Genomic DNA, 20,060 nt, shown 5'->3' with positions numbered 1-20,060 from the left:
ATATGTCAGACTCCGACAATCCGGCAAATACAATCAAAGAATGGGTAACCAGGTATACAGACGATCTGTATTCCTGGGCCTTCTACAAGACCGATAATAAAGAGACAGCAGAGGACCTTGTGCAGGAAACCTTCCTGGCCGCCTGCCAGTCGCTGCTCTCTTTTAAAGGAATTGATGCCAGGACCTGGCTGCTGGGCATTCTCAATCACAAGATCGCCGATCATTACCGGCAGCAATACAAGCGTGCTGCTGTTACGGAACAGGTGGAACAGGAACGGGCCGGTAATGCGTTGATGGAAAGCTTTTTTGATGAAGAAGGATCGTGGGTGAAAAAGGAACGGCCGCAGCAATGGGGAGATGAGCAGGGACACCTGCTGGATGATATGGATTTCACCAAAGTTTTGCGGCAATGCATGCACAAACTTCCGGCAACCTGGCTGGCTGCTGTGCAATTAAAATACCTGGAAGAAAAAAAAGGCGAACTGATTTGTCAGGAATTACAAATTGCGCCGACTAACTTCTGGCAAATACTGCATCGTGCAAAGTTGCAATTGAGAAAATGCCTGGAACACAACTGGTTTAAAAGAGGGGAATGAAAAAGATAATGCACATCATCTTATACTCGTGCAGGAAAGCAACAGAGCTGATCGATAAACGGTCGGTCATGGGCTTATCCTGGATAGAAAGTATCAGGCTGTTCATGCATAAAAGCCTTTGCGACGCTTGTACTACTTACGATAAGCAGAGCAGACTGATTGACCGGCTCCTGCACCACCACCTCCACCTCCATGATCACCACGAAGAAAATGCTCCTCAACTGCAAAACAATGAATTGAAGGAACGCATCATCGAACGTTTGTAAATCTCCCCAAAAAAAATTTTTACTCCATTGTCAGGTTTTAAAGAATGCGCAGACTATTCCTGCAAATGCATCATTTTTTAAACTAAAACCATCCAACAATGGAAAAGAAAAGAAACATCGTAGCCGGCTCTATCCTCGCAGGAGCCATGATTGCCGTATCAGGTATTGCAGCCAATGCTGCCGGAACCTTTCACTACAACAATATGGGCTCAGGAGAAGCGGTAAGGGGTAACCTGCTCAGCCGTACTGCTGTTAGCAGGAGCCTGGAATTGAAATGCGGTGAGAAAGGGAAAGCCGATTCAACCATGGGCAAAAAAGGAAAGGATGGGAAATGTGGCGAAGGCAAGTGCGGAGAAGGTAAATGTGGTAGTCACAAGAAAGACGGCAAAAAAGCCAACAAGACCAAGGACAAGAGCGGAAAAACAAAATCCGGCATGTAATCCTTTCCGGTAAGGACGGGTTACGTTGGTAGCCTGTCCTTATTCTTCACTTTTAAACCAATGGATATGGTAGGAATCGGATACAGGAAAGACTTCGCCGAAGCTTTCCTCCAAAGCAGCACATTGCAACCTGCTTTTATTGAAGTGGCACCGGAGAACTGGATAGGAGTGGGTGGTTTCTGGAACAAGAAATTCCGGGAAGCCCTGGAAAAATATCCGCTCTTTACACATGGTTTGTCGCTTTCGATCGGCAGTCCGGATGAGCTTGATTTTGCATTCCTGAAGAAGCTGAAACAATTTCTGGCATCCACCAGAGCCCTTGTTTATTCGGAACACCTCAGCTATGCCAAATGCGATAACGCACATTTGTACGATCTATTACCCATCCCTTTCACTTCCGATGCAGTAGCACATGTATCGGAACGTATCAAAACAGTACAGGATTTGCTGGAAAGAAAAATGGCCATCGAGATCGTGAGTTATTACAGTCCGGTTGCACCCGAACTCTCAGAGATTGATTTTATCAATGCTATATTGGAAGCAGCCGATTGCGATCTGTTGCTGGATGTGAACAATGTTTATGTGAACAGCTTCAACCATCGTTACGATGCCAAAGCATTCATCGATCAACTGCCGATGGAACGTGTACGGTATATACATATGGCAGGACACGAACAGGTATCCGATACATTGATCATCGACACGCATGGCGAAGCCATTATCGATCCTGTTTATGAGCTCTTCGATTATACCATGCGCAGGCTTGGCAGGGATGTACCGGTATTACTCGAAAGAGATTTCAATATCCCTGAACTGGAAGAACTGCAGGAAGAAATAAACAGGCTGAACACCATCAAAACAGCCGCTTTAAAACAACCATCCTATGTTACTGCATGATACTACCCGCCGGTACCAGTCGGCCCTGGCCGGTTATTGTCGCAGCGGACAACTGGAACCCATTCCCGGTATCCACAACGAACACATCAGTCATTACAGGAGGCTTGTGTACAATGTAGTGGATGATATGCTGCAAAATGCTTACCCGTTGACACACGCTTTACTTGGTGCAATTGAATGGAAGAACCTGGTGAATGAATTCTTCACGCATCACCCCTGCCAGTCGCCACAGGTATGGTATATGCCCAAAGAATTTTACCAGTACCTGGTAACGGTAAAACATCCGCTACTGGAAAAATATCCTTTCCTTGAAGAATTATTGTGTTTTGAATGGGCGGAAGTGGAGTTGTTCATGATGGAAGACAGGAGAGAAAAGCCGGCAGCTACCTATTCATTGGAAACCGGCAAGCTGGTCATCAACCCCGAGCATCAATTGTTTTCATTTCAATACCCGGTGCATCTTAAACCGGCACATGATATCACAATCGCAGATAAAGGAAATTATTTCCTGGCGGCACACCGGAATACAGCCGGTACGGTGATCTTCACCGATCTCTCGCCTGCATTGGCCATCATACTTTCTTTACTGGAAGAGGCGCCAGCTACTATTGACGAACTGCTGGAAACGCTGGAGAAAGATTATGGTATCGTTTCTTCAGCAAGCGACAGGCAGGCCATGCATCTTTTTTTCAAAAGCGCCTTAGCGCAAGAATTGATCATTTTTTAAACACCCTATATGTCTATTTCAACAAAATACTATTCGCTGGTTGGTCATCTTGAAAAATCAGCTGCTGTACCCTTGCTCTTATTGAGACTGGTGCTGGCCTATGGTTTTTACGGACCGGCCAAAATGAAATGGAAAGATATCAACAGTGTCATTGATTGGTTTGGCAGCATTGGTATACCGGCGCCAGTATTCAACGCTTACCTGGCGGCAGGTACGGAAATGCTGGGAGTGGTCTTGCTGGTATTGGGACTGGGTACGCGGCTGATTGCTATACCGCTGGTGATTACCATGCTGGTAGCCATCAAAACAGTACACTGGACCAATGGTTTTGAAGCAGCCGATAACGGCTTTGAGATACCCCTTTATTATACCATTATGCTCCTGACCCTGTTGGTATATGGCCCGGGTAAATGGAGTGTCGACTACCTGATCCGCCGGAGGTCGTAAAAAGACGCACAGCCAGCTCATTCCAGAAGAAATAAGGTTCATTTAATAGATATAGTTAGTTTTTTAGTGTATTTTTAATTGTGTATGGATCATCGCTGTACACCTGATCTTGTACGATACATATATGGCGCATCATGCCGATATGGCCGCGCAAATGAATGCAAAAATGCCCGGTCAGAACCCCCGGGTAATGCAGCTGGTCATAGTGCCGGTGATCGGTGTTGTTTCCGGATTGATATTGGGTTTATTTTCGTTGATCGCTTCCGGAACGATAAAGACAGTAGTAGCTTAAAAATACACAGATGAAATACCTTCGAATTGCTTTGCTGGCAACAATAGCGTTGCCAGCTGTTTTTTCTTTTGCACAAAACACCCCGTCAGGTTATTTACAGGCATTGAAATGGAGGATGATCGGTCCGCACCGCGGCGGCCGCACCGTAGGCGCAGCAGGTGTGCCGCAGCAGCCTGGTACTTTTTACATTGGTGTGAACAATGGCGGCGTGTGGAAGACCACAGATTATGGCCGCACATGGTTTCCGCTTTTCGATCAGCAGTCTACAGGCTCTATCGGCGATGTAGCAGTAGCTCCTTCCGATCCCAATATCATTTATGCAGGAAGCGGTGAAGGCTTGCAAAGACCCGATCTTTCAGTAGGTAATGGTATTTATAAATCAACCGATGCGGGTAAAACATGGACACACCTGGGATTGAGTGAAGGACAACAGGCAGGTGGTCTTGCCATTGATCCGCATGATCCCAACCGTGTGTTTGTAGCCATGTTGGGACATCCCTATGGGCCCAATAAAGAGCGCGGCGTATACCGCACTACCGATGGCGGCAAGACATGGCAACAGGTATTGTATAAAGATGAGAACACAGGCGCCATACAGGTAGCTATCGATCCGCAACATCCCAATATCGTTTATGCCGATTTGTGGGCCGGTCGCCAGGGCCCGTGGGAGAACGGCGCCTGGAATGGTCCGGGTAGCGGATTGTATAAATCTGTTGATGGCGGTAACACCTGGACACATCTCACCAAAGGGTTGCCTACGGCAGAGCAGGGATTGGGACGTATTGGTTTTTGCATTGCACCCAGCAATCCCAATCGTATGTATGCAACAGTAGATGCGGGCCAGTATGGAGGAATGTATAGAAGTGATGATGCAGGAGAAAGCTGGACCAGCATCAGCAACGACGGAAGGTATTGGGGCCGTGGAAGCGATTTTGCAGAAGTAAAGGCCGATCCTAAAAATGCCGATATCGTATATACAGCCAATGTAGTGGTATGGCGGTCTGCCGATGGTGGCAATACCTGGAAAGATTTCAGGGGGGCGCCGGGCGGAGATGATTACCATCGTATATGGATAGATCCGGAACATACCAATATCATGCTCATTGCATCGGACCAGGGCGCCATCATTACCGTTAACGGTGGCGAAACTTTTTCATCCTGGTATAATCAACCTACTGCACAGTTCTATCATGTGAGTACCGATAATGCATTCCCGTATAACGTATATGGAGGGCAACAGGAAAGCGGTTCTGTAGGTATTGCATCCCGCGGCAACGACGGACAGGTTACATTCCGCGAATGGCATCCGGTGGGAGTAGAAGAATATGGTTATGTAGCCGCCGATCCGTTGAACCCCGATATTATTTACGGAGGAAAGATCACAAAGTATAATAAACGCACAGGCCAGGTACAAAACATCGCACCCGAAGCGGTGCGCAGCGGTAAGTACCGTTTCCTGCGAACGGCGCCGGTTCTTTTTTCACCCATTGATCCTAAGACACTCTTCTTTGCCGGCAATGTGTTGTTCAAAACCAATAACGGTGGGCATTCCTGGAAAGAGATCAGTCCCGATTTAACAAGAAGCACCTGGGATATCCCCGCCAGTGTAGGCATCTTCACTACAGATGAGCTGAAAAAAATGCCACGCAGGGGAGTGATCTACACAGTAGCCCCATCACCCAAAGACAGCAACACCATCTGGTGCGGCACAGACGATGGTTTGATACAACTCACCCGCGATGGTGGCAAGACATGGAAAAATGTAACACCCGCTGCTATTGATTCGTGGAGCAAGATATCATTGATGGATGCCGGTCATTTTGATAAGGGCACAGCGTATGCAGCTGTGAACAGGATCAGGCTCGATGATATGCATCCGCATATTTATAAAACAAACGACAATGGTGTTAGCTGGAAAGAGATCGTGAACGGGTTGCCCAATGATCCTATCAATGTGGTACGGGAAGATCCTTACCAGAAAGGATTGTTATTCGCCGGTTCTGAGACGGCTGTTTATGTATCGTTCAACGATGGTGAACAATGGCAACTGCTGCGATTGAACATGCCGGCTACTTCCATCCGCGACCTGGTGATCAAAGATGATGACATAGTGGTAGGCACCCATGGCCGTTCTTTCTGGATACTCGATAACATCACTTCACTGCGCCAACTGGCTGCACAAAAAACAACTACAACACAGACTGTTTTGTTCCGCCCACAAAAAGCTATCCGTGTGCGCTGGAACATGAATACCGATACGCCTTTGCCACAGGAAGAGCCGGCGGGACAAAACCCGCCCGATGGCGCCATCATTGATTATTTCCTGGAAGTACCGGCAGGTGCCGTTACCCTGGAGATAAAAGATGCCAACGGAAAATCGGTGAGAAAATTCAGTAACAGCGATCAGCCTTATGCATTGCCGGCAGTGAACATTCCTTTGTATTGGATACGTCCGCAGGAAAGCTTGGGCACTGCAGCAGGAGCGCATCGCTTTACCTGGGACCTGCATTATGCGCCGTTACCGGTTCCGGTTTCATTTCCCATTGCCGCTATTTATGGGAACACAGCTCCTGACCCCAGATCGCCCTGGGTGATGCCCGGCAATTATACGGTTACACTCACGGTGAACGGAAGCAGTTATGTGCAGCCCTTACAGGTAAAAATGGATCCGCGGGTGACTACATCGTTGAAAGATTTGTCTGATCAGCACCGTTATGCCATGATCTGTTATGAAGGCAGCAGGAGAGCGATGGAGAAAGGAGAGTCGGCATATACCGAAGTAAAAAATGCATTTTTATCACTCTTACAACAACTGGAAGAAACAGATAATCCGCCAACCGAACAGCTCATCGCAGCAGTAAAACGTTGGCAGCAAAAATTGCAATCTTTGAATTCCACTAAACATTGATACATTTATTGCCCAATTTTAGCTAAACAGTTACACCATGAGAAAAGCCTTCTACCTGCTGGTTGCGATCGGCCTTTTAACCGTGCCGGCCCTTGCACAGGAGAAAAAAAAGACAAAGCCTGTTACTGCAACACCTGTCGCGAATAATGACGCGACTTATTTTTCGAATGTCAAGTATCGTTTGATAGGTCCCTTCCGCGGTGGAAGGTGCGCTGCTGTTACCGGCAGTTATAAAAACAAGACCACTTTCTATTTTGGCGCTACGGGTGGCGGTGTATGGAAAACAACAGATGGCGGCAGTAACTGGAAAAATATTTCAGATAAATATTTCGGCGGATCGATTGGTGCAGTAGCCATAGCGCCCAGTGATGAAACCATCCTGTATGCAGGTGAGGGTGAAAATACCCTGCGTGGCAATGTGTCGGAAGGATTGGGAGGTATCTGGCGCAGTGATGATGGTGGCAGGAGCTGGCATAACCTGGGATTGAAAGAAGGGCGGCACATCATCCGCCTCGTAATACATCCCAAAGATCCGAACACGGCATGGGTAGCGGTGATGGGACATTTATTCGGACCCAGCAAAGAAAGAGGCGTATACAAAACCACCGATGGAGGTAAAACATGGAAACAGGTGTTGTATGCCAATGACCAGACCGGTTGTTCAGACCTGGTAATGGAAGCAGGTAACCCTTCTGTATTGTATGCCGGTATGTGGCATGTGATACGCAGGCCCTATAACATGGAAAGCGGCGGTGAAGGCAGTGGTTTGTGGAAGAGCACCGATGGTGGCGAAACCTGGACCAACCTCACTACCAAAAAAGGGATGCCCAAAGGCACCTGGGGTATTGTAGGTGTAGCATCTGCACCCAGCAATCCGGATAAAATATTTGCTATCATAGAGAATGCCAATGGCGGTTTATATGTGAGCAACGACGGCGGAGACAGCTGGACATTGCAGAGCAGCGATAATAATATTCGCCAGCGCGCCTGGTATTATTCCAAAATATTTGTAGACCCCAAGAACGATAACCTGGTATACTGCCTGAATGTGGAATTCATGCGCAGCAAGGATGGTGGTAAAACCTTTCAACCCGTTTCCACGCCGCATGGCGACCACCACGATCTCTGGATCGATCCGGAAGACGGCAACCGGATGATCATTGGGGATGATGGGGGTGCGCAGATCAGTTTCGATGCGGCGGCCAACTGGAGTACCATGAACAACCAGCCTACGGCGCAATTCTATCGCATCACAACCGATAATGCCTATCCTTATCGTTTGCTGGGCGCACAGCAGGATAATTCTACCGTGCGCATCCGCAGCCGCTCGGCAGGTGCAGGTATCACCGAGCGCGACTGGGATCCTACAGCAGGCGCCGAGAGTGGTTATGTGGTGGCTGATCCATTGAATCCCGATATCGTGTATGGTGGTAATTATGGTGGTTATCTTTCCCGGCTCGATCATAAGACAGGTGAAAACAGGGCCATCAATGTATGGCCCGATAATCCTATGGGCGCCGGCGCTGATGTACAGAAATACCGTTTCCAATGGAACTTCCCTGTTTTCTTTTCACCACACAATCCCAAACGGCTCTATGCTTGCGGCAACCAGTTATTCGTAACGGAGAACGAGGGACGCAGTTGGGAAACCATCAGCCCCGATCTCACCACGAACGACAAAAGCAAACAGGCTTCCAGCGGAGGCGCCATCACCAAAGACAATACTTCGGTAGAATATTATTGTACCATTTTTACCGCAACGGAATCTCCCCTGGAAAAAGACCTCTTGTGGACCGGCAGCGACGATGGATTGGTATACGTAAGTAAAGATGCAGGCAAACATTGGGAGAATGTAACACCACCGCAGGCAGGGAAATGGATGATGTGGAACTGTATAGAAACCGATCCTTTCCAAAAAGGTACCGCCTATTTTGTGGGAACCAAATACAAGCTCGATGATTATGCGCCATATATATTCGTAACCACCGATTACGGTAAAACATGGAAGCAGATCACCAATGGCATCAATAACATGCATTTTACCCGTTGCCTGCGTGCAGATCAAAAGCGGCCCGGGTTATTGTATGCCGGTACAGAATACGGCATGTACATCAGTTACGATGGCGGTGCGCAATGGAAATCATTCCAGCTCAACCTGCCCGTGGTGCCGGTTACCGATCTTACGATCAAAGACAATGATCTGCTGGTGGCCACACAGGGGCGAGCTTTCTGGGCCATTGACGATTTAAGTGTGATACAGCAAAAAGATGGATCTACCACCGGTAAATCCTGGCATGTGTTTACAGTGAGCGATGCTTACCGGATGGAGGGCGGAGGAAGAAGGGCCCGTTCAGAAGCAGGGATGGAAACACCGCCCAATACAGGTACCAATCCGCCTAACGGAACAGTCATCAATTATTACCTGAAGCAGGCGAATGATTCAACGAAATTCTCCATTACTGTTTTCGATAAAAAGAATATGCCCATCAGAACCTTCAGCAAGAATGCTAAAGAAGAAGCTGATAAGATAGATTTCAGCAGCGGCATGAACCAGTTTGTATGGGATATGAATTACCCGCCTGCAGAAAAGATCGATAATATGATTTTGTGGAACGGCAATGTAGGAACAGTAAAAGCGGCCCCCGGCAAGTACATGGCCAGGTTCCGCTATGAAAAAGATTCGATGGATGTACCTTTTGTGATCAAAGACAATCCAGCTTATGGTATGACGGAAGTGGATTACGACAACACGGTTTCGTTTTTATTGGATGTTAAACAAAGTTTCAGCGATATCCAGAAAGCCATCAAACGTATCCGGGAAGTAAGAACACAGATCAATGATTTTACGGCGAAGCTGGATACGGCTACAACAAAAGATGTTCGCAAAGAGGCAGACAGCATCAAAACAAAACTGACGGCAATAGAAGAAACATTGTACCAGACCAAAGCGAAGAGCGGACAGGATGTATTGAATTATCCCATCCGGTTGAATGATAAGATTGCCGGTATTTTCTGGGTAGTATCCAGCGGAAATACGACACCCAGCAAACAGGCAAAGGAAGCATTTGCAGAATTGAATGGGCAGGCGGTGCAGCAATTGCAAAAACTTGACAATATATTCAGTAATGACCTGGCATCATTCAATAACCTGATACATGAAGAAAAATTACCCGTCATTGGTTTCAAACCATAACGGGTAATCTGCAAATGATGATGGGGTTCCGGATATGATTATCGAACGTTGACATTACTCCAATCCCGGCCGAATACCTGCCGCAGGAGCGGAGTAGTCCTGGCCTGTGCGTTGGTACGAACAGCGACTTCCTGTTCTTCAATTTTCTTGAACATCTGGTTCACCACCAGTAAGGCCATAATATTGTCGAGACCCAGGTTCAGTTCTACTTTGTTGCCCAACAGCAGCTTGGCGGGACTCACCAGTTTATTCCATTCTTGCGAGATATTGTATTGATCGAGCATATTGCGCATGATTGGCGTAACTGCCCTGTGCAGGGTGTCACCGACACTCCTTCTAAGATAATCGGTAGCGGAAGTGCCTCCGTTCTTTACGAGTGTAACGGCGTCGCGGATGGTCAGTTGCCTGATACCACTGAGGAAGATGGGCGTAGATTTGGCAACCGTTTCAACAGTAGCATTTTCCAATGTAGTCGTGAAACGGTTCAGTTGCGGGGTAAAGCCCAATTGGTCGAGGGTTCTTACTACTTTTTGCAGGTCCTGCGGCAGGATGGCATTCAGGATTAAGTCTTTGCCAAAGGCGCCTTTTTGTCCGAGTACAGAAGACCCGTTGTTGACCCCCAGGATCAACGCTTCACGAATGGCGCTGGCAGCATCGGATTCAGATAAAAAAACATTTCTTAAAGTACTGCAACCGGAAAGGAAAAAGGTTGCCATCAATAGTACGGATGTGGCGAGTTGCTTCATAACTGGATTTTAATGTTGTGCGTACCAATTGTATGCCAATTGATATGATAATGGGATCAAAATACTATTTCTCTTTGTAAATTGAAGTATGAAAAGGATTAGATTCTTGTTATTATTGATGACCATGATCGAAACAGCTACTGCTCAGTCCCGGCTTTCTCCCGAACAACTCATGCAGCAGGTAAAAGATACGCTCGCCCTGCAAAAAGGATTTTTTGCTGTTGCTTTCAGGGACCTGTCCACCGGCGAAACCCTCTTGTGGAACGAACATGAATCGTTCCACGCGGCGAGCACCATGAAAACACCTGTGATGATTGAAGTGTTTAAACAGGCTGAAGCGGGCAGGTTCTCCCTCAACGATTCAATACCAGTGAAGAATGCATTCAAAAGCATAGTGGATGGCAGCCCCTATAAGCTAGACAGTACCGACGACAGCCAGCAGGCTTTGTATCATCAAACAGGAACCAAAATGCTCCTGAAAGAACTGGTACGGCAAATGATCATCCGGAGCAGCAACCTGGCCACCAATATTTTAATGGAAATGGTGAGCGGCGCAGAAGTAACAAAGACCATGCGTTCCATGGGAGCCAAAGACATACAGGTGTTAAGGGGTGTGGAAGACCAGAAAGCTTTTGATAAGGGACTGAATAATACGACCACCGCTTATGACCTGATGCTGATCTACGAACAACTGTCGTTGGGCAAAGCCGTAAGCGTTGCTGCTTCTAAAAGCATGATCGATGTATTGCTTGACCAGCAAGACAGCAGCGTGATACCTGCCGGACTGCCGCCGGGTATAAAAGTGGCGCATAAGACTGGTTCTATTACCGGGGTACACCATGATTCGGGTATTGTATACATGCCCGATGGGAAGCAATATGTACTGGTATTATTGTCGAAACAACTGGCAGACGATGCCGCTGCCACGAAGGCGATGTCAGTGGTATCAGGCCTGTTCTATCATTATATGCAACAAGCAAAGTGAATGGGTTATGCCCTGTGGGAAAGCCTGCGGTATTGCCCCGGGCTTTTTCCTTTGATGTCGCGAAAACGGCGGGTGAAATAGGAAATATTATTAAAGCCGCACGCGTAGCAGGCATCGGCAATGCTGCTGCCTTCCAGTAACAGTTTACTGGCCTGGTTGATACGGTATTCATTGACGAAATCGGTGAAAGTGAGCCGCATATTTTTTTTGAAATAATTACAGAAAGACGGAACCGTAAGCGAAACCAGATCGGCTACTTCGCGGATATTGACTGGTTTTTGGTAGTACTCTGTAACATAATCGTATATCTTCTTCAACCTCACTTCGTCTTTCTGATTGAAGTCGTACGATTGCCCGGCAGCATTCAGTAACTGGTATTCCTGGGTTGATGCCAGGGTTTGTAAGACCTGCAGCAATTCCATTAACCGGTTAAACGGATCGAGTTGCCGGAGACGGCGTAGTTTTTTCCCGATGGATTGTTGAACAGACTGGCTGAAATGAATGCCCTGCATGGAGCGGAAGAACAGGGCTTGAATGGCAATAAATTCAGGCGTTTGCAGGAGACGCTCGCCCAGGAAATCTTCTGTAAACTGTATCACCACTTCTTCGTGGCTTCCCACGGCTCCGTATCCAAAACCGGAATGCGGTAAGTTCTTACCCATGAATACCAGGTCGCCGTTTTCATAATAACTCAAATGGTTACCCACATGCCTGCGGCCGTGCCCTCCCACCACATAAACCAGTTCATATTCGGGATGATAGTGGTAACTCCAGCTATAATCTTCTGCTTGTAAGACCTGATGCAACAGGCGGAAGGAGCTCCCTTCGTCGGCACGTACGGTTTCAAATTCTGTTCTCATAGCAATCGATGGTATTCAATAAGGTGGCTGTATTAAAATTAATGAATTATGCGGAATGGCATGCATATAGAGGTAAATGAATAGTGAATCGGGAAGAATGCTTTTTCACACGATTACTGCTAACTTGAGCGGGCAAATTTTTGATGCTATTATGAAAAAAAGACTTCTGCTTGCTTGCGCTATAGCCCTTAGCGCTTCGGCTTTTGCGCAATCTCCCCAATGGCAAAGCCTGTTTAATGGAAAAGACCTGAAAGGCTGGCGCCCGCTCAACGGGCATGCCAAGTTTGAGGCGGTGAATGGAGAAATTGTAGGAACCACCGTATCGGGAGAACCCAATTCCTTCCTGGCTACAGAAAAAGATTATGGCGATTTTATCCTGGAATTCGAGTTCAAGCTCGATAGTGTTATGAATTCGGGTGTGCAGTTCCGCAGTGAAAGCAAACCGGAATATAACAATGGCAGGGTACATGGTTACCAGTTCGAGATCGATCCTTCGCCCCGTGCCTGGACGGCCGGTATTTATGATGAGGCCCGTCGCGACTGGCTCTACCCGCTCGATTACAACCCGGCAGCCAAAGCCGCATTCAAGTTAGGCAAGTGGAACAAATGCCGCATTGAATGCATTGGTAATTCCATGCGCACTTTCATCAATGGCATGGCGGCTGCCAGCCTGGTAGATGATATGACACCCAAAGGTTTCATCGCTTTACAGGTGCACGCTATCGGTAAGCAGGAAAAAGCCGGCAAACAGATCCGCTGGCGTAACATTCGCATACAAACCAGGAACCTGAAGCCTACTCCTTATGATAATACTTTCGTAGTGAACCTGCTGCCCAATACTTTGTCGGAACAGGAGAAAAAGAACCATGTAGTATTGTTGTTCGATGGAAAGACCACCAATGGATGGAGAGGCGCCTATAAAGACAAGTTCCCCGAAAAAGGATGGGAAGTAAAAGACGGTACATTGAATGTGCTGGGTTCTAATGGTAAAGAATCAACCAATGGCGGTGATATTATTACCACTAAAGAGTATAGCGCTTTTGTGTTGCAGTTCGAATTCAAAATCACCGAAGGCGCCAACAGTGGTGTGAAATATTTTGTAACCGAAAAAGAAAACAACACGGGCTCTGCTATCGGCCTCGAATACCAGATACTGGATGATGCCAAACACCCCGATGCCAAGATGGGTACGGATGGCAACAGAACACTTGCCTCTTTATACGATTTGATTCCTTCCATAAAAGAACCCAGGGCCAGAAGAAAGGTTGGTGAATGGAACCGCGGTATGGTAATTGTTTATCCTGATGGAAGGGTAGAGCATTACCTGAACGGCTGGAAAATGCTCGACTACAAGCGTGGTACACAATATTTCTATGCGTTGGTAGCCCGCAGTAAATATGCGCATTGGCCCAACTTCGGCATGGCGCCGGAGGGACATATCCTGTTGCAGGATCATGGCAATGACGTTTCTTTCAGAAGTATCAAAATTCAGGAACTAAAATAAAAACACTTATATGTCAAACCGCAGAACATTCATCAAACAAACAGCTAAGGCTACAGCAGGCGTTTATGCCGCCAGCCTGGGCTTCAGTGCAAAAAGTTACGCCAATATCATCGGCGCCAACGACCGCGTGCGAGTGGGCGTAGTAGGTTTTTCCGACCGTTTCCGCCAATCGCACCTGCCTTGTTTTCAAAACCATTACAAGGAACTGAATTTCGACATGGTGGCAGTATCCGATCTCTGGAAGAAAAGGAGAGAGGAAGGTATGGCGGTGTTGAAAGAACGCATGGGGCATGATATTGTGGGATGCCGTAACAACGAAGAATTATACGGAATGAAGAATATTGACGCCGTATTCATCAGCACACCCGATTTCGCGCATGCAAGACATGCGATCGAAGCGGTAAAAGCAGGATGCGATGCGTATGTGGAGAAGCCATTTGCCGAAACAATGGAAGACAACCGTGCGGCATTGAAAGCGGTGAAAGAATCGGGTAAGATTGTACAGATCGGTTCGCAGCGCAGGAGTGGTAAAAATTACCAGGCAGCGGCCGATTTTATTCAGGCTGGCAAGTTCGGTCCCATTACCATGGTAGAACTTACCTGGAACGTGAACCAGCCGGGACGCTGGCGCAGGCCCGACCTGGTGGCGCAACTAAAACAGGAAGACACCGACTGGAACCGCTTCCTGCTGAACAGGCCTCATGAAGCATGGGATCCCCGCAAATACCTGGAGTATCGTTTGTTCTGGCCGTTCTCATCGGGTTTACCCGGACAGTGGATGTCGCACCAGATCGATACCGTGCATTGGTTCTCCGGACTGAAACATCCACGCAGCGTAGCTGCGAACGGAGGCATATACCAGTGGAAAGACGGACGCCGCAACTGGGATACCATCACTGCTGTATTCGATTATGGTCCAGAGAACGATCCCACCACAGGCTTCCAGGTGGTATTCGCTTCAAGAATGCACAATGGTGATGAGAATCCATCTGAAATGTATTATTCCAACGGTGGCGAGCTCAACCTGATCACCAATAAAGTATCACCCAAAGGGGGACTGAAAGCCGGTCCCGCGAGCGCCATGCATATGCAACCCAACCTGCTGCCCGAGATGAACCTCGTGGAGAAAGTAGAAAAGGTAGCAACTTCAGCCAATACAGGTGGAGATAGCCTCACTTCGGCACACGTAAGGAACTGGATGGAATGTGTGCGCAGCAGACAGCAGCCTCATGCATCGGTGGAAGCAGGTTATGCTCATTCTATTGCCAATATCATGACCACTGCGGCTGCACATACTGGTATGAAAGTAACGTTCGATGAAAAAACACAGGAGGTAATGGCAGGCGGTAAAGTATTTAAATACTGATTTTATCACAATATTTCTGTCACTTTATTATTCATAAGGCAGTATAAAAAAGCACAATATTAATATTGTGCTTTTTTTCTTTGAAAATTCTTTGTTAAAAGTTAATTTTCAGAGAATTATGTGTAATTTGTACACGCTTAATAACAAAAACTGCCATTATGAATTTTACGAAGCTTGCCAAACCCATGCTTATGGGGTTACTAGCCTGCCTATGCTCTTTCCTAGTACAGGCTCAAACCAAAACAATTACTGGTAAGGTCACAGATCGAAAAGATGGAAGCCCTTTGTCTGCTGTATCGGTTACTGTTAAGGGGGCCAAGACAGGTACCCAGACCGATGCAACAGGTGCATTCAGGATCAATGTACCCGCATCTGCCAGAACACTCGTCATCTCCTCAGTAGGTTATGCTAATCAAGAGGTCAGTATTGAAAACAAGACCTCGATCCAGGTAAGCCTGGGTTCCGTGAGCGAACAACTGAGTGATGTGGTGGTAATCGGTTATGGTACCCGGAAAGTAAAAGATGCAACCGGTTCGGTTGCAGCCCTGACCGCAAAGGATTTTAACAAAGGAGCGATTGCTACTCCGGATGAACTATTGCAGGGACGCACACCGGGTGTGATTGTAACACCTGCCAGTGGTGAACCGGGAGCAGCTGCTACTATTAATATCCGGGGATCTGCTTCTATCAGAGGCAACCAGGAACCCTTGTATGTAGTAGATGGTGTACCTATTAGCCCGGGAGGTACTACAGGTAATAACACTTCGCTGGGTAGTTCTTCACCCAGGAACCCGCTTGCATTTATCAACCCGAGTGATATCGAAAGCATCAGCGTATTAAAAGATGCCTCTTCGGCAGCCATCTATGGTTCACGTGGTGCGAATGGTGTAATCATCATTACCACCAAAAGCGGTAAAGGCACAGGCGGCTTTCAGGCCAGTGTATCTACCGGTGTTGCTACACCGGCTTCCAGGTACAATTTGCTGAATGCACAGGATTTTTTATTGGCGGTTAAAAAAGCGAATATCGATGCTGGTACCAACCCTGCCGATGCAGCAGCAGCCGTGCAACTGGTGGATAAAGGATACAGCACCAACTGGCAGGACCAGATTTACCGTACAGGCATTAACCAGAATTATAACCTTAGCTGGGGTTTTTCACATAAATCAACCGCTTTACGATTGAGTGGCTCTTACGACGATATTCAGGGCATCATCAAAAGTAGTGGTATGAAGAGATCAACTGTCAGAGCCAACTTAACGCAGAAATTCCTGAACGACAGATTAAGGTTCGATATTAATGCAACTTACTCCAGGGTTAAAAACCAATACCCACCTTTGAGCAATAACGCCGGATACCAGGGAAGTCTGCTGGGAGCGGCCATCACATTCAACCCCACTTATCCAATCTACAATCCCGATGGAACGTTCTTCGATCCCAAGGATGGTAACAGGAACCCAGCGGAAATGCTCAGTTATTTTAATGATAATGATAAAAACAACCGTTTCCTGACGAATGTGAGTGGTTCTTATGAGCTCATCAAAGGATTGGTTTATAAAGCAACTTTCGGATACGACAAATCAACCAGTGAAAGATTTTCTTTTGCTGACCCTCGTTTAAGCAGTAATGCTTTTGGTGGTACTAACAATGTTTTTGGTAAAGATCTCGGAAACCAGATTGAAGGTAACGGGCGGGGAACCAAACAGAACCTGGATCTGAAATCGGTACTGGTTGAACATACCCTTACTTATGATAAATCATTCGGCAACCAAGTGCTCAATGCCGTAGTAGGTTATTCTTACCAGAGCACTGAAGCGACTTATGCAGGACAGGTTGGCTGGGGACTGGCCACACCAGTGGTGAAAGCTACAGACGTGTTTGCATTGAATTATAGTCAATTCAAGAACTTTTACAATTTTGTTCCCGATTATACAAAATATGAACTGCAATCATACTTCGGTCGTATCAACTATACTATCGCCGATAAGTACCTGTTGACAGCTACTATGCGCGCTGATGGTTCTTCAAAGTTTGGTACCAATAATAAATATGGCTATTTTCCCGCTTTTGCGGCCAAATGGAAACTGCTGAAAGAAGGTTTTGCAGCCAATAGTCTCGGCAAGATATTCAGTGAGTTCAGCATCCGTGCCAACTACGGTAAGCTGGGTAGCCAGGATGGTATCGGCGCCTATGACGCGGTGAACCTGCAGCAGACTTATGTTGGTAACTCAGGCCAGCCTGAAACGCAATTCCTGCACCAGGGTAACCCCGATCTGAAATGGGAGCAATCTACCACTACCGGTGTTGGATTGGATTTTGCTACCCTGGACAACAGGCTCACCGGTACTATTGATTACTATTATACTAAAAGGAAAGACCTGCTCTTTTATACACCCACACCGGGCGGCTTCTCTGCCCAGGCTTTCTGGTGGGTGAATCTTCCCGGATATGTTACCAACGAAGGTGTGGAACTGGGTTTGAATTATAGTGCTATACAGGGCCGTAAATTCACATGGAATATCGGTTATAATATGTCACTTATTAAGAACAGGGTTCAGGACTTCAATGTAACAGTAAATACAGGTGCGGTGAACGGGCAGGGATTGTCCGGCGCTTATGCACAAACATTTGCCAATGGGTATCCGTTATTTACCTGGAAGATGCCTACTTTCCAGGGATTTGACGGTAACGGAAATGCCAGGTATGCAGCAGGCGGAAAAGATCAATTACAAGGAAGCGCATTACCTACCTTCCTGGCAGGTTTGACTAACAGCTTTACCTGGGGCAGGTGGAATGCCAGCATTTTCTTTAATGCAGTGCGTGGCTTCTACGAGTACAACAATACAGCCAATGCACTGTTCCTGAAAGGAAGTATCAAAACAGCACACAATGTGAATTATACTGTAGCGAATAGCCCCGAGAACCCGATCAACCCGGGTAGTGTATCTACAAGATTTTTGGAGAAAGGAGATTTCGTAAGATTGTCCAACGCCAGCATCGGTTATTCATTCAACATGAAGAAGAGCAAGGTGATTAAAACGCTGACGGTTACAGCATCAGGACAAAACCTGGCATTGATTACCCAATACTCAGGCCTGGATCCTGAAGTCAACATTGACCACCAGATCAGCGGTGTTCCATCCCGTGGATTTGATTATACCGGTTATCCTAAACCAAGAACCGTTACATTGGGTATCAATGTTGGATTTTAATTAACCGAAAAACTACAATTATCATGAAAAATATATTCAAATATTACTTAGCTCCGGGTGTAACGCTGATGGCACTGGTGGGTATCACGTCCTGTACCAAGCTGGATACCAAGATAAAAGACCCCAATTCCATAGCGCCGACCACTGCCGGAGGCGCTCCCGCACCTTCTTCTTTGTCGAAAGTGTATGAGCAACTGAACCAATTATTAGGGCAGGGCAACTCTTATGCCATGCAGGAACATACCACCGATGAGATCCTGGGACCCACACGCGGTACAGACTGGGATGACTTCGGAACCTGGCGCAAATTGCACCTGCATACCTGGGATGGTTCACACAACCAGATCAACGATACCTGGAATGGCTTGAATGGTGCATTGTTCCAGACCACCCTTTTAGCGGAAACTGCAACCGGACAAACACAGGCCGAAGCCAAGTTTTTGCGCGCTTATTTCACTTATGTGGTGTGCGACTTATTCGGACAGGTACAACACAGGCCTGCAACGGCTGCGGCTGCGGTTATTCCTGATGTGTATACCCGTTCACAGGCCATCGATTTCATCATCAGTGAACTGGAATCCGTTATTCCAAACCTGCCGTCTTTTAACCATACCAACCGGAATATGGCTACGAAAGAAGCAGCTCAGTTCCTGCTGGCCAAAGCTTATCTGAACAAAGCAGTGTATAAGCAGGATCCTACCAAACCTGCAGGACCGTATACATTCAACGTGGCTGATATGAATAAAGTGATCAGCCTGTGTAATGCCATTGCTGCTAATCCTAGCCTGTCTATCTCTGCCAACTACTGGGATAACTTCAGATGGGATAATGGCACAAAATCAACAGAGGATATTTTTGTTCGCCAGAACAGTGGCGGTATCAACGTTGTTTGGGCTACCTGCATGGGCTTCCACTATGCGCAGGCCCCCAGTGGCTGGAACGGATTTACCACACTGGCTGATTTTTACAACAGCTTCAGCGATGGCGACATGCGTAAAGGAATGGCGCTGCCAGGTTATACCGATCAGGTGGGAAGTAATGTAGGTTTCCTGGTAGGCCAGATACAGGGTCCCCAGGGTGGTAAGATCGGAAACCCGATCGTGAACCTGAAAGACAGGAGCGGAAACCCGCTGGTGTTCACCTCCGATGTGAGCCTGTTCTTCTCTTCTGAAACAAAAGGTATCCGTACCGTGAAATATCCCCTGGATCCTTCTACCATCAACAATGGCGGATGGAGCAGCCAGAACGAATATGTGTTCTTCCGTTTGGCCGACGCACGCCTGATGAAAGCAGAAGCTATTTTAAGAGGCGGTACCGATGCAGAAACTCCTTTAGCTATTGTAAACAGTATCCGTACCAGCAGGAATGCACCGCTGCTGGCCAATGTTGATCTTACAGCGTTGCTGGCAGAAAGAGGAAGGGAGCTGTATCTCGAAACCTGGAGAAGGAACGACATGATCAGGTATGGCGTATTCAATAACCCGGTTGGAGAAAGACCCGCTGCTTCTGATCCTTCAAGGGTAGTATTCCCCATCCCCAACATAGCACTTTCATCTAACCCGAACCTCAAACAGAATTTCGGATATTGATCGTAAATCCCGTTGATCATAAAATTGAAAGG

Annotated in this window: 16 protein-coding genes; 14 read left to right on the top strand and 2 right to left on the bottom strand. The window is 47.2% G+C overall.

All coding sequences use genetic code 11. The features are described from left to right. Nucleotides 1-2: 2 nt before the first annotated feature. From BLU98_RS04220 to BLU98_RS04180, 9 genes are all read left to right on the top strand, one after another. Entirely contained in the window at nt 3-596 is a 594-nt protein-coding gene (locus BLU98_RS04220; protein ID WP_092722323.1) for a sigma-70 family RNA polymerase sigma factor, read from the top strand. Then, complete coding sequence (locus tag BLU98_RS04215) at nt 593-862, top strand: hypothetical protein (protein ID WP_092722321.1); 270 nt, start codon at nt 593-595, stop codon at nt 860-862. The genes BLU98_RS04220 and BLU98_RS04215 overlap by 4 nt, the downstream gene beginning before the upstream one ends. Before the next feature lie 98 nt (nt 863-960). After that, nucleotides 961-1,302 (top strand): hypothetical protein, encoded by a 342-nt coding sequence (locus tag BLU98_RS17520; protein WP_139173829.1) that lies wholly within the window; start codon nt 961-963, stop codon nt 1,300-1,302. Between the two features lie 66 nt (nt 1,303-1,368). Then, nucleotides 1,369-2,199 carry an HvfB family MNIO-type RiPP peptide maturase gene (locus BLU98_RS04205; RefSeq protein WP_092722461.1) on the top strand — a complete coding sequence of 277 codons (831 nt, stop codon included), beginning with the start codon at nt 1,369-1,371 and terminating at the stop codon, nt 2,197-2,199. After that, a complete protein-coding gene (locus tag BLU98_RS04200; protein WP_092722319.1) occupies nt 2,186-2,926 on the top strand; it encodes an HvfC family RiPP maturation protein in 741 nt (246 codons plus the stop codon). The genes BLU98_RS04205 and BLU98_RS04200 overlap by 14 nt, the downstream gene beginning before the upstream one ends. A gap of 9 nt (nt 2,927-2,935) precedes the next feature. Further along, complete coding sequence (locus tag BLU98_RS04195; RefSeq protein WP_092722317.1) at nt 2,936-3,373, top strand: HvfX family Cu-binding RiPP maturation protein; 438 nt, start codon at nt 2,936-2,938, stop codon at nt 3,371-3,373. Between the two features lie 109 nt (nt 3,374-3,482). Next, nucleotides 3,483-3,665, top strand: coding sequence for a hypothetical protein (locus BLU98_RS04190; protein ID WP_092722315.1), 183 nt, complete (start codon nt 3,483-3,485; stop codon nt 3,663-3,665). A 10-nt stretch (nt 3,666-3,675) separates the two neighbouring features. Further along, entirely contained in the window at nt 3,676-6,573 is a 2,898-nt protein-coding gene (locus tag BLU98_RS04185; protein ID WP_092722313.1) for a VPS10 domain-containing protein, read from the top strand. 37 nt (nt 6,574-6,610) lie between these two features. Next, entirely contained in the window at nt 6,611-9,766 is a 3,156-nt protein-coding gene (locus tag BLU98_RS04180; protein ID WP_092722311.1) for a WD40/YVTN/BNR-like repeat-containing protein, read from the top strand. Nucleotides 9,767-9,804: 38 nt separating this feature from the next. Here BLU98_RS04180 and BLU98_RS04175 read toward each other — a convergent pair whose 3' ends face one another. Next, a complete protein-coding gene (locus BLU98_RS04175) occupies nt 9,805-10,512 on the bottom strand; it encodes a DUF4197 domain-containing protein (RefSeq protein ID WP_092722309.1) in 708 nt (235 codons plus the stop codon). Between the two features lie 88 nt (nt 10,513-10,600). On the opposite strand from BLU98_RS04175, the gene BLU98_RS04170 reads away from it, so the two are divergent. Next, nucleotides 10,601-11,497, top strand: a complete 897-nt coding sequence (locus BLU98_RS04170; RefSeq protein ID WP_257574693.1) for a serine hydrolase — start codon at nt 10,601-10,603, stop codon at nt 11,495-11,497. A 5-nt stretch (nt 11,498-11,502) separates the two neighbouring features. On the opposite strand, the gene BLU98_RS04165 is transcribed toward BLU98_RS04170, so the two are convergent. Then, nucleotides 11,503-12,357 (bottom strand): AraC family transcriptional regulator, encoded by an 855-nt coding sequence (locus BLU98_RS04165; protein ID WP_092722305.1) that lies wholly within the window; start codon nt 12,355-12,357, stop codon nt 11,503-11,505. 151 nt (nt 12,358-12,508) lie between these two features. On the opposite strand from BLU98_RS04165, the gene BLU98_RS04160 reads away from it, so the two are divergent. The 4 genes from BLU98_RS04160 to BLU98_RS04145 all read left to right on the top strand — a co-directional run bounded on the left by BLU98_RS04160 (nt 12,509) and on the right by BLU98_RS04145 (nt 20,028). Beyond that, on the top strand, nt 12,509-13,861 hold the full coding sequence (locus tag BLU98_RS04160) for a 3-keto-disaccharide hydrolase (protein WP_092722303.1): 1,353 nt from the start codon (nt 12,509-12,511) through the stop codon (nt 13,859-13,861). Nucleotides 13,862-13,871: 10 nt separating this feature from the next. After that, complete coding sequence (locus tag BLU98_RS04155) at nt 13,872-15,227, top strand: Gfo/Idh/MocA family protein (RefSeq protein WP_092722301.1); 1,356 nt, start codon at nt 13,872-13,874, stop codon at nt 15,225-15,227. 158 nt (nt 15,228-15,385) lie between these two features. Beyond that, nucleotides 15,386-18,439, top strand: coding sequence for a SusC/RagA family TonB-linked outer membrane protein (locus BLU98_RS04150; protein WP_092722299.1), 3,054 nt, complete (start codon nt 15,386-15,388; stop codon nt 18,437-18,439). A 23-nt stretch (nt 18,440-18,462) separates the two neighbouring features. Next, the gene (locus BLU98_RS04145) at nt 18,463-20,028 is read left to right on the top strand and encodes a RagB/SusD family nutrient uptake outer membrane protein (protein ID WP_092722297.1); all 1,566 of its coding nucleotides are present in this window, start codon (nt 18,463-18,465) and stop codon (nt 20,026-20,028) included. The last annotated feature ends 32 nt before the right edge of the window (nt 20,029-20,060 follow it).

The sequence above is a fragment of the Hydrobacter penzbergensis genome (assembly GCF_900106985.1).
Lineage (GTDB): Bacteria > Bacteroidota > Bacteroidia > Chitinophagales > Chitinophagaceae > Sediminibacterium > Sediminibacterium magnilacihabitans.
The sequence above is the reverse complement of the archived record's forward strand: the minus strand, read 5'-3'. Positions and strand labels throughout refer to the sequence as shown.

Coding starts and splice junctions, on each gene's coding strand:
- BLU98_RS04220 (WP_092722323.1), top strand. CDS start 3: ATGTCAGACTCCGACAATCCGGCAAATACAATCAAAGAATGGGTAACC.
- BLU98_RS04215 (WP_092722321.1), top strand. CDS start 593: ATGAAAAAGATAATGCACATCATCTTATACTCGTGCAGGAAAGCAACA.
- BLU98_RS17520 (WP_139173829.1), top strand. CDS start 961: ATGGAAAAGAAAAGAAACATCGTAGCCGGCTCTATCCTCGCAGGAGCC.
- BLU98_RS04205 (WP_092722461.1), top strand. CDS start 1,369: ATGGTAGGAATCGGATACAGGAAAGACTTCGCCGAAGCTTTCCTCCAA.
- BLU98_RS04200 (WP_092722319.1), top strand. CDS start 2,186: ATGTTACTGCATGATACTACCCGCCGGTACCAGTCGGCCCTGGCCGGT.
- BLU98_RS04195 (WP_092722317.1), top strand. CDS start 2,936: ATGTCTATTTCAACAAAATACTATTCGCTGGTTGGTCATCTTGAAAAA.
- BLU98_RS04185 (WP_092722313.1), top strand. CDS start 3,676: ATGAAATACCTTCGAATTGCTTTGCTGGCAACAATAGCGTTGCCAGCT.
- BLU98_RS04180 (WP_092722311.1), top strand. CDS start 6,611: ATGAGAAAAGCCTTCTACCTGCTGGTTGCGATCGGCCTTTTAACCGTG.
- BLU98_RS04175 (WP_092722309.1), bottom strand. CDS start 10,512: ATGAAGCAACTCGCCACATCCGTACTATTGATGGCAACCTTTTTCCTT.
- BLU98_RS04170 (WP_257574693.1), top strand. CDS start 10,601: ATGAAAAGGATTAGATTCTTGTTATTATTGATGACCATGATCGAAACA.
- BLU98_RS04165 (WP_092722305.1), bottom strand. CDS start 12,357: ATGAGAACAGAATTTGAAACCGTACGTGCCGACGAAGGGAGCTCCTTC.
- BLU98_RS04160 (WP_092722303.1), top strand. CDS start 12,509: ATGAAAAAAAGACTTCTGCTTGCTTGCGCTATAGCCCTTAGCGCTTCG.
- BLU98_RS04155 (WP_092722301.1), top strand. CDS start 13,872: ATGTCAAACCGCAGAACATTCATCAAACAAACAGCTAAGGCTACAGCA.
- BLU98_RS04150 (WP_092722299.1), top strand. CDS start 15,386: ATGAATTTTACGAAGCTTGCCAAACCCATGCTTATGGGGTTACTAGCC.
- BLU98_RS04145 (WP_092722297.1), top strand. CDS start 18,463: ATGAAAAATATATTCAAATATTACTTAGCTCCGGGTGTAACGCTGATG.